This is a genomic window from Amycolatopsis rhizosphaerae (assembly GCF_007713715.1).
In the GTDB taxonomy this organism is placed as follows: Bacteria; Actinomycetota; Actinomycetes; order Mycobacteriales; family Pseudonocardiaceae; genus Amycolatopsis_E; species Amycolatopsis_E rhizosphaerae.
This window is the reverse complement of record NZ_VJWX01000158.1, coordinates 1-13,881: the sequence shown is the minus strand read 5'-3', so window position 1 is coordinate 13,881 and position 13,881 is coordinate 1. Positions and strand designations below refer to the sequence as shown.

Genomic DNA, 13,881 nt, shown 5'->3' with positions numbered 1-13,881 from the left:
AGCGTGAGCCGGTCCATGTCGGAACAGGACGTGGCGATGAGGGCCACCCCGGCCACCCGCAGGCGCACCAGCTCCGGATGCCGTTCGGCGAGGGCCATCACCGTCATCCCGCCCATCGAGTGCCCGGCCAGCACCACGCGCCCGGACGGCACCCGCTCGGCGATCAGCTCGGCGAGGTCGTCGGCGAGCTGCGCAACGGTGGCCGTGCCCGGCCGGGCCGGGGCCGACCCGCCGTGGCCGCGGTGGTCGTAGCGCAGCACCCGCGCCTGCGGCGGGAGCAGCGGCAGCACCGGATCCCATTCCGTGTGGTCCTGGGTCCAGGCATGCGCCAGCACCAGGGTGACGGGCGCGTCCTCGGGCCCGGTGGCCCGCACGTGCAGCGCGGTGCCGTCACCGGTGAGGAAACGGTGACCGAACCCCCTGCGGCCGGTCACCGTCGTCCGGTCGCGCACCTTGGTCACCGCCGCGCCACCAGGAACGAGCGGCGCCACAGCTGCATACCCGGCGCCCCGACCAGCCCGGCCTCGTCCAGGAAGGCCATGATCCGCTCGCCGGACCAGCGGATGGTCTCCTGGAAGTGCGGGTTGTTCATCGCCGTCTTCCAGGCTTCCAGCGGGTTGAGCCCCACCGCGCGGTAGACGCGGGGGTTGATCAGGCTGCGGGTGATGCCGAGGCTCACCGAGGCCAGCAGCCACCGCTGGTAGACCAGTTCGGCCTTCGACAGCTTCGCCACCCCCCGGGTGACCTCCTCGCGGGCGAAGGTGACGTGCCGCGCCTCCTCCAGCACGTGGATGCGGTTGACCATGCGCACGAGCGGCTGGATGTCCTCGTCGGCCATGCTTTCGCGCTGGAGCCGGTCGAGGATCTCTTCGGCCACCAGGATCGAGCCGTACAGCGCCGGGCCGTAGCCGATCACCGGCAGCAGTTTGCCGAGCGCGTGCACGATCTTGACCGGACCGTAGGCGGGGGCACCCACGCGTTCGACGAACCGCGCGAACATCGTCGAGTGCCGGCACTCGTCGGCGATCTCGGTGAGCGCGTACTGGACGTGGCGCGTGGTCGGATCGGTGTCGTAGACGACCTTGAGCAGCATCTGCATCAGGAGCACCTCGAAGAAGATGCCGTTGCTGGCGATGCTGGCGATCTCGTGCTTGCCGAGCTCGATCCGCTGCTCGGGGGTCAGCCGGTCCCACAGGTGCGTGCCGTACAGCGAGGACCGGTGTTCGGGCAGGTAGGGATGACCTTCGGGCAGCGGTGCCGACCAGTCGATGTCGACTTCGGGGTCGTAGAACTTGCTCGCCGACGATTTGAGCAGCCGTTCCGCAGTCTTCTCCCGGCCCGGCTCCCCGAGTGTCCGCGTCATCTCGCCTCCCAGTTTGTATGTAACCTGCGGTAACAGTTACCTTTGGTAGCATGAGGCGCGTGACGGATCGTGTCAAGCAGCACCCGAAGGCCGGTGAGGCCGCGACGGGCGACGCCCGCCGGGACCGCTGGCGCAAGCACCGGATCGCGCGGCGAGCCGAGTTCGTGGAGGCCGCCCTACGCGCCCTCGACGAGCACGGGCCCGACCTCGCGATGGAAGACGTGGCCACGGCCGCCGGGGTCACCAAACCGGTGCTCTACCGGCATTTCGCGGACAAGGCGGACCTCTACCTCGCGCTCGGCCAGCGCGGCACGGAACTGCTGTTCTCGCGGCTCGTGCCCGCCATCAACGCCGAACTCGCACCGGTCCCCCGCATCCGGACGGCGCTCGACGCGTTCTTCGGCGTGATCGAGGAGTACCCGAACCTCTACCGGCTGCTGGCCCGCCGCTCGTTCAGCGGGAAACCGGTCCAGGCGGACGTGGTCGCCGAGGACAAGGAGCTCATCGCCACCGCGCTCACCGCGCTGCTCGGGGACTACATGCGGATGCTCGGCCTCGATTCCGGGGCGGCCGAACCCTGGGCGTACGGCATCGTCGGGATGGTGCAGAACACCGGCGAATGGTGGCTGGAACGGCGCTCGATGAGCCGCGACAGCGTGGTGGAGTACCTGACCCGGATCATCTGGGCCGCGATCGACGGGCTGACCCGGCAGCAGGGGGTCGTGATCGACCCCGACCAGCCACTGGAAGCGAACAAGGTCGTCCGGCTCGCGGCGGCCTCGAACAGGGAGGAGATCTCGGATGCCGGTTGACGGCGAAGACGGCTACCGCGGTCCGGCGACCCTCGTGGTCGACGGCACCGAACTGGCGGTGGAGGTGGAACTGCGCGGACACTTCCAGCCGATCGACGGCTACTACCGCTGGTACGGCCGCATCACCCGGGACGAACGCCTCCACACGCTGCTCGGGGGACGCAAGAAACCCGGGGAGCTACGCACGCCCGAAGGCGAGGCGCGCTGCGAGGTGTCCGACCCGGACCCGTGGGGCCGCTACCGCCTCCTCGGCACCAGCACACCCCCGTTCACCGTGCCGAAGACCCTGGCCGAGCTCGCCTCGGAGTGAGCCCGGGGATCCGTAGCAAACATTCATTGCTCCACCCCCGGGACCCGGAAAAGACGAAGGGAGCCCCGGTCCGCGACCGGGGCTCCCTTCGAACAGCTCTCACGCGCCGACGGCGAAACCGACCTTGCGCACATCGGAGGGGGCGATCTCGACGTAGGCGATCCGGTCGGAGGGCACCAGGAACTTGCGGCCCTTTTCGTCGGTGAGGCGGAACACGCCGTCATCACTCTTCAGCGCTTCGGTGACCAGCTTCTCGACCTCATCGGCAGACTGGCCACTGGACACCACCAGTTCCCGAGGGGTGTCCTTGATGCCGATCTTGACCTCCACAGGTGACCTCCGCCTAGTTTCTTCTCACGTTGTCCTGCGCTTTCAGGCTAGCCGAGTCCGAGCCTCTGCATCCGCCTGGCGTGCCCCTGCTGCAACCTCCGGAAGAGCGCCGCGATTCCCGACAGATCCCCCGAGCCGGAAATGATCAATTCGGCCAGCCCGTCCCGCTCGGCCACCACGTACTGGGCCTGCGTAAGCGCCTCGCCCAGCAGTCGACGCCCCCACAGGGCGAGCCGGTCGCGGGCCTTCGGGTCGGCCTCGATCCCCGCGGCGACTTCGCGTTCGGCGAACGCGGAGTGGCCGGTGTCGGCGAGCACGGTGAGTACGAGGTCCTTGGTCTCCGGGTCCAGCCAGGTGCCGACCTCGCGGTACAGGTCGGCCGCCAGCCCGTCCCCGACATAGGCCTTGACCAGCGATTCCAGCCAGGACTTCGGTGCGGTCGAGGCGTGCCAGGCGTTGATGTGGTCGACGAAGGGTGCCATCGCGTCCTCGACGGCGACCCCGCGCGCGGCCAGGAAGGCCGACAACTGCTGGTAGTGCCCGATCTCCGCGGCGGCCATCGACGCGAGCGCCGCGCGCCCGGCCAGCGTGGGGGCGCTGCGGGCATCCTCGGCCATCCGGTCGAACGCGGAAAGCTCGCCGTAGGCGAGGACGCCGAGCAGGTCCACCACGCCTTCACTGATCTCTCGTGTCACAGCCGTGAGCGTAGCCGCTGCGAGAAAGAGACCAATCCCACGCGGACACGCCGAGGGGAAATGCCGAGGCCAGGCGAGGTGCCGTTACACTGGAAAACGTATCGACGAAAGCTTCCGCTCCGTTGACAGTGCGTCCCACCCTGAGGCACAGTGCCTCTCACCTGGGAGAACGGAAAGATCCGGACGCCGCTGAAGGGGCGGATGACGAGCCGGACGGGAATTCCCGGCACGGTTCGCGAACCGACACAGTGTGCGTGCACGCCTTTGCGGCATTCCCGCGACAGCGATTCCGCGGTCGAGTGCCGAGAACGGACCAGGCCGTGCGCGCTGGTACGAGAGAGGCGATCACACTGACCGCAAGCACTTCCGACAACCGAACAGAAACCCTCGAACACAGCGAAAGCGGCGCGTCCGGCACGGACACGTCGCATCCGTTGCAGGCCGACACCCCGGCCAAGCCCGAAAACCCGACCTTCGCCGAGTGCGAGGTGCGCCCCGAGATCGTGCGCTCGCTCGGCGAGGCCGGTATCGAGCGGACCTTCGCCATCCAGGCGCTGACCCTGCCGCTCGCGCTGGCCGGGGAGGACGTCATCGGCCAGGCCCGCACCGGGACCGGCAAGACACTGGGCTTCGGCGTCCCGCTGCTCCAGCGTCTCACCGTACCGGGTGACGGCACCCCTCAGGCCCTGGTGGTCGTGCCCACCCGCGAACTGTGCCTTCAGGTGGCACACGACCTGACCGAAGCGGGCAAGTACCTCGGGGTGCGCACGCTGGCCATCTACGGCGGCCGCCCCTACGAGCAGCAGATCGAGTCCCTGCGCGCCGGGGTGGACCTGGTCATCGGCACCCCGGGCCGTCTGCTGGACCTGGCCGAGCAGCGCCACCTGGTGCTGGGCAAGGTCGGCGCGCTGGTGCTCGACGAGGCCGACGAGATGCTCGACCTCGGCTTCCTTCCCGACATCGAGCGCATCCTCGGCATGGTGCCCGAGCAACGCCAGACCATGCTGTTCTCGGCGACCATGCCCGGGCCGATCATCACGCTGGCCCGCACCTTCCTGAACCGGCCCACGCACATCCGGGCCGAGGAGAACGACGCGGGCGCGATCCACGAGCGCACCAGGCAGCTGGTCTACCGGGCCCATTCGCTGGACAAGCCCGAGCTGCTCGCCCGCGCGCTGCAGGCTCGCGACCGCGGGCTGACCATGATCTTCGCCCGCACCAAGCGCACGGTGCAGAAGGTCGCCGACGATCTCGCCGAGCGCGGCTTCGCCGCCGCCGCCGTCCACGGTGACCTGGGCCAGGGCGCCCGCGAGCAGGCGCTGCGCGCCTTCCGCTCCGGCAAGATCGACGTGCTGGTCGCCACCGACGTGGCCGCCCGCGGGATCGACGTGGACGACGTCACGCACGTGATCAACTACCAGACCCCCGAGGACGAGAAGACCTACGTCCACCGCATCGGCCGCACCGGCCGCGCGGGCAAGACCGGGGTGGCCATCACCCTCGTCGACTGGGACGAGGAGGCCCGCTGGCGGTTCATCTCCGACACGCTGGGCCTGGACATCCCGGAGCCCGTCGAGACGTACTCGACCTCCCGCCACCTGTTCACCGATCTGGACATCCGGGAGGACGCGACCGGCAGGCTTCCGCTGAGCCAGCGGACCAGGGCCGGGCTGGCCGCCGAGCCCGAGGAGAAGATGGGCGGACGGCGTCGCCGTGGCGACACGGCGGCCAAGCCGGCCCGCAAGCGCCGCCGCACACGGGGTGGCGCCGCGGCGGCCGAGGCGATCGAAGCGGCGGACGCCGCGGGGAAGGCCGCCCCCAGGGCCGGGGCCGAAGCCGCAGGCGACGAGGAGCGTCCGCGCCGCCGCCGCACCCGCGGCGGGGAGACCGCTCCCCCCGCCGAACGCGAGAACGGGGAGAACCCGGAGCGTCCGGCACGCCGCCGGAGGCGTCGCAGGCTGAACACCACCAACATTTCTGATACACCCGCTTCGGCAGACTGAGCGCGAAACAGCCGAATCTCGGGGAGCACAGGTGAGCGAGCCCGTCCAGGGAGCGTCGGACAGCAACGAGGGCCCGGAGCCGCCCGTTCACGGCCGGCACCGGCGCCCCGCCGCGGGCGACCCCGAGGCCACCCAGGTCATCGGGGTCGAGGACGTGCTGGCGGGGAGCGTGGTGCACGAGCAGCCACCCCGCAGGCACACCCCGTCCCGCCGCGACCGTCCGTCGCCCTGGAACCACCCCCGTGACCGGATCATCGCGGCGGCCATCGCCGTGGTGACGGCGGCCGCGGGCGTGCTGGTCTGGGCCGGAAGCGAAAGCCGCGCCACGGTGTCGGAGATCGCCACGTCCCCACCCGCGCTCCCGGCCGCCCCGGAGAACGTGCCGGGCAGCCTGACCGAACTGTGGCAGGCCCCCAGCGGAGCCACCCCGGTTCCGCTGGCCGAGGGCTCCACCGCGATCACCGCCTCCGGCGGCGAGGTCGCGGGCCGCGACCCCCTCACCGGCCAGGTGCGCTGGCGCTACTCCCGTGACCTGACGCTCTGCACGGTGGGCAAGGCCTGGTCGCGTGCCGTGGCGGTCTACCGCAAGGACGGCGTCAACAACGAGAGCGGGTGCAGCGAGGTCGTCGCGCTCGACCCGGACAGCGGCCACCGGGCGGCGCAGCGCACCGGCAACACCCAGCTCGGCACGCGCCTGGTCACCGACGGCTCCTACGTCACCGCCTTCGGCCCCACCCTGCTCACCACCTGGCGCGACGATCTGGTCCAGACCGTCGAGTACGGCCGGGTGCCCGCACTGGTCAACCCGGACAAGCAGCCGCGGACGAACTGCACCTACGGTTCGGTGGCGGCGGCGTCGAGCCGGATCGGCGTGATCGAGCGGTGTCCCGGCGATCCCGGTGACCGGCTCAGCGTGTACCGGGCGGTGCCCAAGGACGCGGACCAGCCCCAGGTGTCCTACAGCCAGATCCTGCCCGGCGTGACGGGCCGGATGGTGGCGATGTCCGGCGAGTACACGGCCGTCGCGCTGGCCGACCAGCACCAGCTCGTCTGCTACGGCAACGACGGCGACGTCGCCGCCACCTATCCCCTCGACCTGCCCGCGAACGACCTCGCGCACGATCCGGCGGGCGGGGTGCCCGCCACCTCGTCCACCGGGTCGGGCGTCTACTGGTTCACTGGTTCCCGGCTGATGGCCCTCTCCCGCGACACCCTCGCTCCGAAGTGGACACTGAACACCGCGCTCGGCCCCGGGGTGGAGTTCGATCACCAGTTCGTGGTCCCCATCGACGGGGGTCTGGCCGTGCTGAACGAGGACAACGGCTCGGCCATCCGCACCATCGCGGTGAACCGGCACGGCTACACCGGCCCGGTGCGGCTGACCGCACTCGGCCCGGTTCTGCTGGAACAGCGCGGGGACACGGTGGTGGCGCTGCGATGATCGCACAGCTGACGGCCCATTCGGCCGCACGGATCGACCTGCCCGGCCCGTTCAGCCCCCTCGCCGCGCTCGGTACCACCGGCCCGGCCGAGAAGGTGGTGCTGCTCGTCCCCGGCTACACCGGGTCCAAAGAGGACTTCGCGCCGTTGCTCGACGGCATCGCCGCCGCGGGTTTCCGCGCGGTGGCGGTCGACCTGCCCGGCCAGTTCGAATCACCGGGCCCGGACGACCAGTCGGCCTACCTGCCCGCCGCACTGGGCAAGATCGTCGCCGATCTCACGGTTTTCCTTGCCGAGCAAGGAAAACCGGTTCTGCTGCTCGGGCATTCCTATGGTGGTCTCGTCGCCCGCGCCGCGGTGCTGGCCGGAGCGCCGGTGGCCGGGCTGACGCTCCTCGGCAGCGGGCCCGGCGCCCTGCCGGAGGGTCCGCGGCGGGAGGCGCTCGGGCTCGGTGAACCGCTGCTGCGCGACGGGGGCGTGGTCGCGGCCTACGCGGTCCGCGAGGCGATGAACGCCCGGTTCCCGTCGTGGGTGGCGCTGCCCGCCGAGCTGAAGGACTTCTACCGGCACCGGTTCACCTCGTCCAGCCCCTTCGCCCTGCTCGGCATGGCCGAGGGGCTGCGGGCGGAACCGGATCTGGTGCCGGACCTCGCCGACGCCCTGCGGCAGCAGCGGGTGCCCTCACTCGTGGTGGCGGGCGAAGGCGACGACGCGTGGAGTGTGCCCTCCCAGCGGGAAATGGCCGGACGGCTGGGCGCGCCCTTCGTGACCGTGCCGCACGCCGGTCATTCCCCGAACACCGAGAACCCCACCGCCCTGCTCGACGTCCTGCTGCCCGTCTGGCACTCCTGGGGGGATCGCACTTTCAGGTAAAAGTGCGGCCTACGACCACCAGAGGAGCCACAGGGTGGCGGCCACGTCCACCAGCACCACGGCGCCGGCGAGGACGGCGGGCGGCCCCTGGCGGCGGTCGGCGACCCGCTGCGCGGCCAGCGCGACGACGGCGGCGACCGGATGCCCGATCAGCGAGGCGGCCCCCGGCCCGGGGGCGTGGACGATCAGCGACAGCACGCCCGCGCCCAGCACGATGACGGCGAGGCCGGCCATCCCGGCCGCGAGCGATCCGGTCGCCCCGCGCCACCAGCGGCCGCGCCGGACCCGCGTCTCGACGGGCGCGGGGCGCGGCAGTTCCTCGGTCGTCCCTTCGGCGTTCCCTGTTTCCGCACTCACGGTGCCAGCAACTCCCACGGCTTGGCTTCCAGCGATGCCTGCTTCCCCTGTGCACAGCTTGGGCGGAAATCGCACCACGCGCACCTCGGCCCGACCCGCGCCGGGAAGAGCAACTCGCTGTCTCCACCCGCGGCCAGGGAATCGGTCGCGGTGCGCAGGTCGTCGGCTGTCTCTTCGGCACGGGTCAGATGCCGCCGCAGGCTGTCTTCGGTGTGGTCGGCTGCGGCGACCGTGCCGGTGGGCAGGTGGTGCAGCTCGACCCGGTGGCAGGGGCGGCGGAGTGTTCGCGACGCGGCCACCGCGTACAGGGCGAGCGCCTGGGACCCGCGTGCCTCGTCCTCGCCGGGCGCACGGCGGCCGGTCTTGTAGTCCACGATCACCAGTTCGCCGTCACGTTCGTCGATGCGGTCCGCCCGGCCCTCGATGATCATCGAGGCGGGACGGCCCGGCTCGGTGCTCACCGTCGCCGAGACCCACCGCTCCAGCCCGACGGGGAAACCGGACACGTCGTGGTGCTCGACGTAGTCCATCACCCACCCCGTCGCGCGTTCCCGGTAGACGGCGGCCTGCGCGGCGTCGGCGAACCCCCCGCTCTGCCACTGCTCGGCCAGCAGCGCGGCCGCGCGCACCGGCGTGCGACGCTGCGGCGGCAGGTCGAACAGTGCGCGCAGGGCGTTGTGCACCACCGCGCCCAGGGTGCTGTGGGCCCACGGCCCGGTCCGCGTCGGCGTCGGCCGGTCGAGATAGCTCATCCGGTAGCGCCGCGGGCAATCCGCGAAGGTCGCCAGCCGCGCCGGGCTCACCTTCGTCAGCCGCTTCGGCTGGACCTCGAACTCGAACCCCAGTTGTTCCACCACGCCCCCACCGTACGCATCATCCGCCCGCGATGAACCCGCGCACCGAGTTGGCGACGAGTTCGACCGCGATGGCGGCGAGCAGCAGACCGGCGATCTTCGCGAGCAGCGTGATGCCACTTTCCCTGATCAGCCGGATGACCAGGCCCGAATACCGCATGGACAGGTAGATGAGCAGGTGCACGACGATGATCGCGGCCGCCAGCGCGGTGTAGGCGCCGAGGTGGCCGGACGCCTCGCGCACGAACACGATGGTCGCCGCGATCGCCCCCGGCCCGGCCAGCAGCGGGGTACCGAGCGGCACCAGCGCGACGTTGACGTCCTCGACCACTTCCGGCTCGCTGCCGCCCCGGCCGGTGAGCAGGTCGAGCGCGATGAGCAGCAGGAGCAGCCCGCCGGCGCCCTGCAGTGCGGGAATGCCGATGCCGAGGTAGGCGAGGATCGCCTGCCCCGCGATCGCGAATAGGGAGATGACCAGCAGGGAGACCAGTGTGGCCTGGCGGGCGGCGCGCGCCCTGGCGAGCGGGGTCTTGCGACCGACGAGGCTCAGGAACACCGGCACCGTGCCCGGCGGGTCCATGATCACGACGAGGGTGATCGTCGCCTCCATGAACACGTTCGGGTCGAAATAGGCGGGGATCACCTCAGCCCACCGCGAGCTGTGCGCCGGACGCCTTCGCCACCAGCGCCTCGAACGCCTCGGGGTCGGTCGTCTCCGCCCCGATGGGGGTGGTCTTGTTCGTCCCGTGGTAGTCGCTGGAGCCGGTCTGGACCAGGTTCAGCTCACGGGCGAGGCCCCTCAGTTCGGCCCGGGTGCGCTCGTCGTGGTTCGGGTGATCGACCTCGAGGCCGGTGAGCCCCTGCTCGGCCAGTTCGGCGATGGTGTCGGCGGAGACGACGCGCCCACGGCTGCGCGCGAAGGGATGCGCGAACACGGTCACCCCGCCCGCCGCGGCGATCATGCGGATCGCGTCGCCCACCGGCGTGTCCTGGCGCGGCACGAGATAGCCGTGCCCGTTGCCCAGGTATTCGGCGAACGCCTGATCGACCGTGGAGACCAGGCCGGCGCGGACGAGTGCCTGCGCCAGGTGCGGGCGCCCCGCCGGCGAATCCGGCGGCAGCAGGCCCAGGATCTCCTCGGGATCGACCGGCAACCCGTCGTCGGCCATCCGGGCGGCTATCGCCCGCAGCCTCCGCCGCCGCGCGTCGCGCAGCCGCCGCTGTTCCTCGATGATCGCCGGGGAATCCGGGTCGAACAGGTAGGCCAGCAGGTGGACGCTGACCCCGCGCTCGCCGTCGTGCTCGCTGACGCACGACAGTTCGGCACCGGGCACGAGGGTGAGCCCCGGCGGCAGGGCCTCGGTGGCGGCGGCCCAGCCCGCGGTGGTGTCGTGGTCGGTCAGCGCGACCACGTCCAGCCCGGCCCGGGCCGCGGTGTACACCAGTTCGGCCGGGGTGTCGGTACCGTCGGAGACCAGGGAATGGGTGTGCAGATCGATGCGCATCGAACCCATTCTGACTCATCACCCGACCGTGATCACCAGTCCGGGTGGTACGGCACAGGCCGTGAGGGCACCCTCACGGCCTGTCGGAACGAGGGCGGTTCAGCCCACCATCTTCTTGCCCCGCGCCAGGCGCTGGGCCTTGATCATGGAGAAGCGCTCGCTCTGCTTCTGCTTGTCGCCGAAGACGAGTTCGGAGATCGTGTCGTAGAACTCCTCCGGACGGGGCAGGAAATCGATCCGGTTCAGGGCCTGGATCTGCCCGGCCGACTCGACGATCACCGTCCCGTAGCCGAGCATCCGGCCCCAGGCGGTGCGCTCGTAGGTCAGGTCGGTGACCTTGCTGATCGGCATCATGGCCACCTTCGTGGTGAACACGCCGCTGGTCAGCACGAATCTCTTGTCCGTGACCACAAGCCGCTCGACCCACCACTCCATCACCTTGAAGGCGAAGTAGAGCACGACGAAGAACGCGGCGTACCAGAGCACGTTCTGCACGATGTACAGCGAGGGCGGCAACAGGTAGGACACCATGACGCAGATCGCCAGCAGGGCGATGGCCTCGAAGGTCTCCCACGCCAGCACCGCCCAGTGCCTGCGGATCCGCACCACGCGCCGTTCGGTGTCAAGCAGGTACTCGTCCGGATCGCGAGGAGCGAACATCGCGCGCCGCTACGAGTTGAACACGTTGCTGACGAAGGTGATCACCGCTTCTGCCGAGTTGCGAAGGAAACCGACGCCGTTGTTGACCATGCCAGCGGCGTGCCCCGGCTGCGCGATCACGAAGAACAAGACCAACGCGATAGCTGACAACCCGACAATCTTCTTCGTGTTCACTGCGATCAATCCCGTCTCTTACTCCGGCATCGGTCTAGCAAGCTCACCACTAACGTTGTACCGCACTGCGCACCTTTACGGGAGGTAAGTCCCGCGCTTGGGTCAGTGTCCGGAGTCGATCTTACCGCACGGCTACTCTCCGTGTACACCTTCGCGTGAAGGTCCCGGGCTACCCTTCCCCTCATGCGGGCACCCGAGCACGGTTCCGTCCGGTGCGTCGGCGGGATCCTGCACGACGCGACGGGCCGGCTGCTGGTCATCCGCCGCGGCCACGATCCGGGCCGCGGCCTGTGGTCCCTGCCGGGCGGCCGGGTCGAGGCGGGCGAGACCGACGCCGAGGCCGTGGCGCGGGAAATCCGCGAGGAGACCGGGCTCGTGGTGCGCCCGGGCAGGCTCGCCGGGATGGTGGTGCGCGGCCGGTACGCCATCTACGACTACGTCTGCGAGGTCGAGGGCGGCACGCTGCGCGCCGGGGACGACGCCGACGAAGCCCGGTGGGTGGACGGCAACGCCCTTTCCACGCTCGACCTCACCGAAGGCCTCGCCGAAACCCTCCGAGGCTGGGACGCCCTCCCCCGCTGCTAGCGCTTACCGGCCGCGCTGCGGGCCTGGTCAGCCCTGGCCGGACCTGCCCGCACTGGTCAGCCCTGGATGCGTGACTCGTGGCCCGCCCAGTCGCGTTCGCGCAGCTGGAACTTCTGGATCTTGCCCGTCGAGGTCTTCGGCAGCTCGGTGACGAACTCGACCTGGTCCGGCACCTTGTACCGGGCAATCTCGCCGCGCACGTGCCCGAGCAGTTCGGCGGTCGTCAGTGACCGGCCCGGCCGCAGCACCACGTAGGCCTTCGGGCGCTCGCCCCACTTCTCGTCGGGCACCCCGACCACCGCGACCTCCAGCACCGCCGGATGCGAGTCGATGGCCGCCTCGACCTCGATGGTCGAGATGTTCTCGCCGCCCGAGACGATGATGTCCTTGGCGCGGTCCCGCAACTGGATGTACCCGTCGGGGTGCCACACCCCGAGGTCGCCCGAGTGGAACCAGCCGCCGCGGAAAGCGTTCTCCGTCGCCTCCGGGTCCTGGAAGTACCCGGCCATCACGTTGTTGCCGCGCATCACGACCTCGCCCATGGTCACGCCGTCGCGCGGCACGTCGTTCATGTCGTCGTCGACCACGCGCACGCCGTCGGTGACGATCATGCCGACCCCCTGGCGCGACTGCAGCCTGCTGCGCTCGGCGAGGTCGAGCTTGAGCCAGCCCTCCTGGGCCTCGCACACGGTGTACGGGCCGTAGGTCTCGGTGAGGCCGTAGACGTGCGTCAGGCGCGCACCGAGTTCGGACATGCGGCGGATCACGGTGGGGCTCGGCGGGGCGCCCGCGGTGGTGACCACGACCTCGTGCGGGAGCGGGTGCGCCTGCGGGTGGCCCGCGATGGTGACCAGGACGGTGGGTGCGCCGTTGAGGTGGGTGATGCCCTCGGTGTCGAGCAGCCGCCAGATCTCGGTGGCGTCCACCGCGCGGAGGCAGACGTGGGTTCCCCCGATCGCGGTCACCGCCCAGGTGGTGCACCAGCCGTTGCAGTGGAACATCGGCAGCGTCCACAGGTACCGCGACCGGGGGGTGTGCTGCGAGTGGACGATCTCGGCGAGTGAGTTCAGGTACGCCCCGCGGTGGTGATACATCACACCCTTGGGGCGCCCGGTCGTACCGGAGGTGTAGTTGATCGAAATCGTGCCGCGCTCGTCCGTCACGCTCCACGGCAGCGGCGTGTCCTCCCCGCGGTCCAGCAGCTCGCCGTAGGAGATCCCGCCGATCGCCGGATCGGGCGAAGCGCCCGACGCCGGGTCGGTGACGGTGACGATTTCGCTCACCGTCAGCTCGCCGAGGACGGGGGCGATCGAGGGGTGCAGGGCCGCGTCGACGACCAGCACCTTGGCCCCCGAATGTTCCAGGATGTAGCGGATCTCGGCCGGGGCGAGACGGGTGTTGATCGCGACCAGCACGGCGCCGGCCAGCGGCACCGCGAAATGCGCGACGAGCATCTCCGGGATGTTCGGCATCAGGTAGGCGACCCGGTCCCCCGGCGCCACCCCGGTCGCGCGCAGGGCGTGCGCCACCCTGGTCGCTTCGGCGGCGAACTCCCGGTAGGTGGTGCGGCGCTCGCCGTAGACGATCGCTTCCTTGTCCGGGAAGACCTCGGCCGCGCGCTTCAGGAAAGCGAGCGGGGTCAGCGGTGTGTACCAGGTGTCCTCGGTGACTGCCATGCGCACATCCTCACCAGCGGGCCGCCCCGCGACAAGGTGTCATGAGGACAGCCACGTCATCCGGTGCCCGTATCGAGACGTCCTGGCCAGCGCCCGGGCCGCCACGGACCCGTCGTTCCACGTGGCGACACCGAGCGTGCACCGTGGGTCGCCCTCGAAGAAGTTCAGATCGTCCCGTCCGGGCAGCACGTGGGCCAGGCCCGCTTCGTAGGGGTCGTCGCTGAGCCACCACAGCGGCCTGCTC

Annotated in this window: 17 protein-coding genes and 1 pseudogene; 6 read left to right on the top strand and 12 right to left on the bottom strand. The window is 70.6% G+C overall.

The window, feature by feature from the left end; genetic code table 11:
- On the bottom strand, positions 1–461 hold a 461-nt coding region (locus FNH05_RS17225), incomplete at its 3' end, for an alpha/beta fold hydrolase (RefSeq protein ID WP_425458456.1).
- A complete protein-coding gene (locus FNH05_RS17220; RefSeq protein WP_144589427.1) occupies positions 458–1,363 on the bottom strand; it encodes an AurF N-oxygenase family protein in 906 nt (301 codons plus the stop codon). The genes FNH05_RS17220 and FNH05_RS17225, both read right to left, overlap by 4 nt.
- Positions 1,364–1,413: 50 nt before the next feature.
- Between FNH05_RS17220 and FNH05_RS17215 the strand changes: the two genes are divergently transcribed.
- A complete protein-coding gene (locus tag FNH05_RS17215) occupies positions 1,414–2,175 on the top strand; it encodes a TetR/AcrR family transcriptional regulator (protein WP_144589425.1) in 762 nt (253 codons plus the stop codon).
- Entirely contained in the window at positions 2,165–2,485 is a 321-nt protein-coding gene (locus FNH05_RS17210; protein WP_144589423.1) for a DUF4873 domain-containing protein, read from the top strand. The genes FNH05_RS17215 and FNH05_RS17210 overlap by 11 nt, the downstream gene beginning before the upstream one ends.
- A gap of 99 nt (positions 2,486–2,584) precedes the next feature.
- Here FNH05_RS17210 and FNH05_RS17205 read toward each other — a convergent pair whose 3' ends face one another.
- Together FNH05_RS17205 and FNH05_RS17200 are read right to left on the bottom strand one after the other, a co-directional pair.
- A complete protein-coding gene (locus FNH05_RS17205; protein WP_144589421.1) occupies positions 2,585–2,815 on the bottom strand; it encodes a DUF3107 domain-containing protein in 231 nt (76 codons plus the stop codon).
- Between the two features lie 47 nt (positions 2,816–2,862).
- Positions 2,863–3,510: a ferritin-like fold-containing protein gene (locus FNH05_RS17200; protein ID WP_144589419.1), complete on the bottom strand. Its 648-nt coding sequence runs from the start codon at positions 3,508–3,510 to the stop codon at positions 2,863–2,865.
- Positions 3,511–3,944: 434 nt separating this feature from the next.
- Here FNH05_RS17200 and FNH05_RS17195 point away from each other — a divergent pair, with 434 nt between their 5' ends.
- The 3 genes from FNH05_RS17195 to FNH05_RS17185 are packed head-to-tail and all read left to right on the top strand — an operon-like array spanning position 3,945 to position 7,826.
- Positions 3,945–5,513 (top strand): DEAD/DEAH box helicase, encoded by a 1,569-nt coding sequence (locus FNH05_RS17195; protein ID WP_425458457.1) that lies wholly within the window; start codon positions 3,945–3,947, stop codon positions 5,511–5,513.
- A gap of 31 nt (positions 5,514–5,544) precedes the next feature.
- Entirely contained in the window at positions 5,545–6,954 is a 1,410-nt protein-coding gene (locus tag FNH05_RS17190; protein WP_186382587.1) for an Rv3212 family protein, read from the top strand.
- Complete coding sequence (locus tag FNH05_RS17185) at positions 6,951–7,826, top strand: alpha/beta fold hydrolase (RefSeq protein ID WP_144589416.1); 876 nt, start codon at positions 6,951–6,953, stop codon at positions 7,824–7,826. The genes FNH05_RS17190 and FNH05_RS17185 overlap by 4 nt, the downstream gene beginning before the upstream one ends.
- Positions 7,827–7,835: 9 nt before the next feature.
- On the opposite strand, the gene FNH05_RS17180 is transcribed toward FNH05_RS17185, so the two are convergent.
- The 6 genes from FNH05_RS17180 to FNH05_RS17155 form a co-directional block, all read right to left on the bottom strand.
- Complete coding sequence (locus tag FNH05_RS17180; protein WP_246127785.1) at positions 7,836–8,183, bottom strand: hypothetical protein; 348 nt, start codon at positions 8,181–8,183, stop codon at positions 7,836–7,838.
- Positions 8,180–9,037, bottom strand: coding sequence for a RecB family exonuclease (locus FNH05_RS17175; RefSeq protein WP_144589431.1), 858 nt, complete (start codon positions 9,035–9,037; stop codon positions 8,180–8,182). Before FNH05_RS17175 ends, FNH05_RS17180 begins: the two co-directional genes overlap by 4 nt.
- Positions 9,038–9,056: 19 nt before the next feature.
- On the bottom strand, positions 9,057–9,647 hold the full coding sequence (locus FNH05_RS17170; RefSeq protein WP_144589429.1) for a MarC family protein: 591 nt from the start codon (positions 9,645–9,647) through the stop codon (positions 9,057–9,059).
- Between the two features lie 34 nt (positions 9,648–9,681).
- Positions 9,682–10,542, bottom strand: a complete 861-nt coding sequence (locus FNH05_RS17165) for a PHP domain-containing protein (RefSeq protein WP_425458455.1) — start codon at positions 10,540–10,542, stop codon at positions 9,682–9,684.
- Between the two features lie 99 nt (positions 10,543–10,641).
- Positions 10,642–11,202, bottom strand: coding sequence for a PH domain-containing protein (locus FNH05_RS17160; RefSeq protein WP_144589412.1), 561 nt, complete (start codon positions 11,200–11,202; stop codon positions 10,642–10,644).
- Between the two features lie 9 nt (positions 11,203–11,211).
- Positions 11,212–11,376: a hypothetical protein gene (locus FNH05_RS17155; RefSeq protein WP_186382588.1), complete on the bottom strand. Its 165-nt coding sequence runs from the start codon at positions 11,374–11,376 to the stop codon at positions 11,212–11,214.
- Positions 11,377–11,559: 183 nt separating this feature from the next.
- On the opposite strand from FNH05_RS17155, the gene FNH05_RS17150 reads away from it, so the two are divergent.
- Entirely contained in the window at positions 11,560–11,961 is a 402-nt protein-coding gene (locus FNH05_RS17150; RefSeq protein WP_144589408.1) for an NUDIX hydrolase, read from the top strand.
- A gap of 56 nt (positions 11,962–12,017) precedes the next feature.
- On the opposite strand, the gene FNH05_RS17145 is transcribed toward FNH05_RS17150, so the two are convergent.
- Together FNH05_RS17145 and FNH05_RS38100 are read right to left on the bottom strand one after the other, a co-directional pair.
- Complete coding sequence (locus FNH05_RS17145) at positions 12,018–13,637, bottom strand: acyl--CoA ligase family protein (protein ID WP_144589406.1); 1,620 nt, start codon at positions 13,635–13,637, stop codon at positions 12,018–12,020.
- Between the two features lie 39 nt (positions 13,638–13,676).
- Positions 13,677–13,881: pseudogene (locus FNH05_RS38100) on the bottom strand (DUF2332 domain-containing protein); the annotation flags it as partial.

Bases quoted from the DNA above. Each gene is read 5' to 3' on its own strand.
- FNH05_RS17220 (WP_144589427.1), bottom strand. From the start codon at position 1,363: ATGACGCGGACACTCGGGGAGCCGGGCCGGGAGAAGACTGCGGAACGG.
- FNH05_RS17215 (WP_144589425.1), top strand. From the start codon at position 1,414: ATGAGGCGCGTGACGGATCGTGTCAAGCAGCACCCGAAGGCCGGTGAG.
- FNH05_RS17210 (WP_144589423.1), top strand. From the start codon at position 2,165: ATGCCGGTTGACGGCGAAGACGGCTACCGCGGTCCGGCGACCCTCGTG.
- FNH05_RS17185 (WP_144589416.1), top strand. From the start codon at position 6,951: ATGATCGCACAGCTGACGGCCCATTCGGCCGCACGGATCGACCTGCCC.
- FNH05_RS17170 (WP_144589429.1), bottom strand. From the start codon at position 9,647: ATGGAGGCGACGATCACCCTCGTCGTGATCATGGACCCGCCGGGCACG.
- FNH05_RS17165 (WP_425458455.1), bottom strand. From the start codon at position 10,542: ATGCGCATCGATCTGCACACCCATTCCCTGGTCTCCGACGGTACCGAC.
- FNH05_RS17160 (WP_144589412.1), bottom strand. From the start codon at position 11,202: ATGTTCGCTCCTCGCGATCCGGACGAGTACCTGCTTGACACCGAACGG.
- FNH05_RS17150 (WP_144589408.1), top strand. From the start codon at position 11,560: ATGCGGGCACCCGAGCACGGTTCCGTCCGGTGCGTCGGCGGGATCCTG.
- FNH05_RS17145 (WP_144589406.1), bottom strand. From the start codon at position 13,637: ATGGCAGTCACCGAGGACACCTGGTACACACCGCTGACCCCGCTCGCT.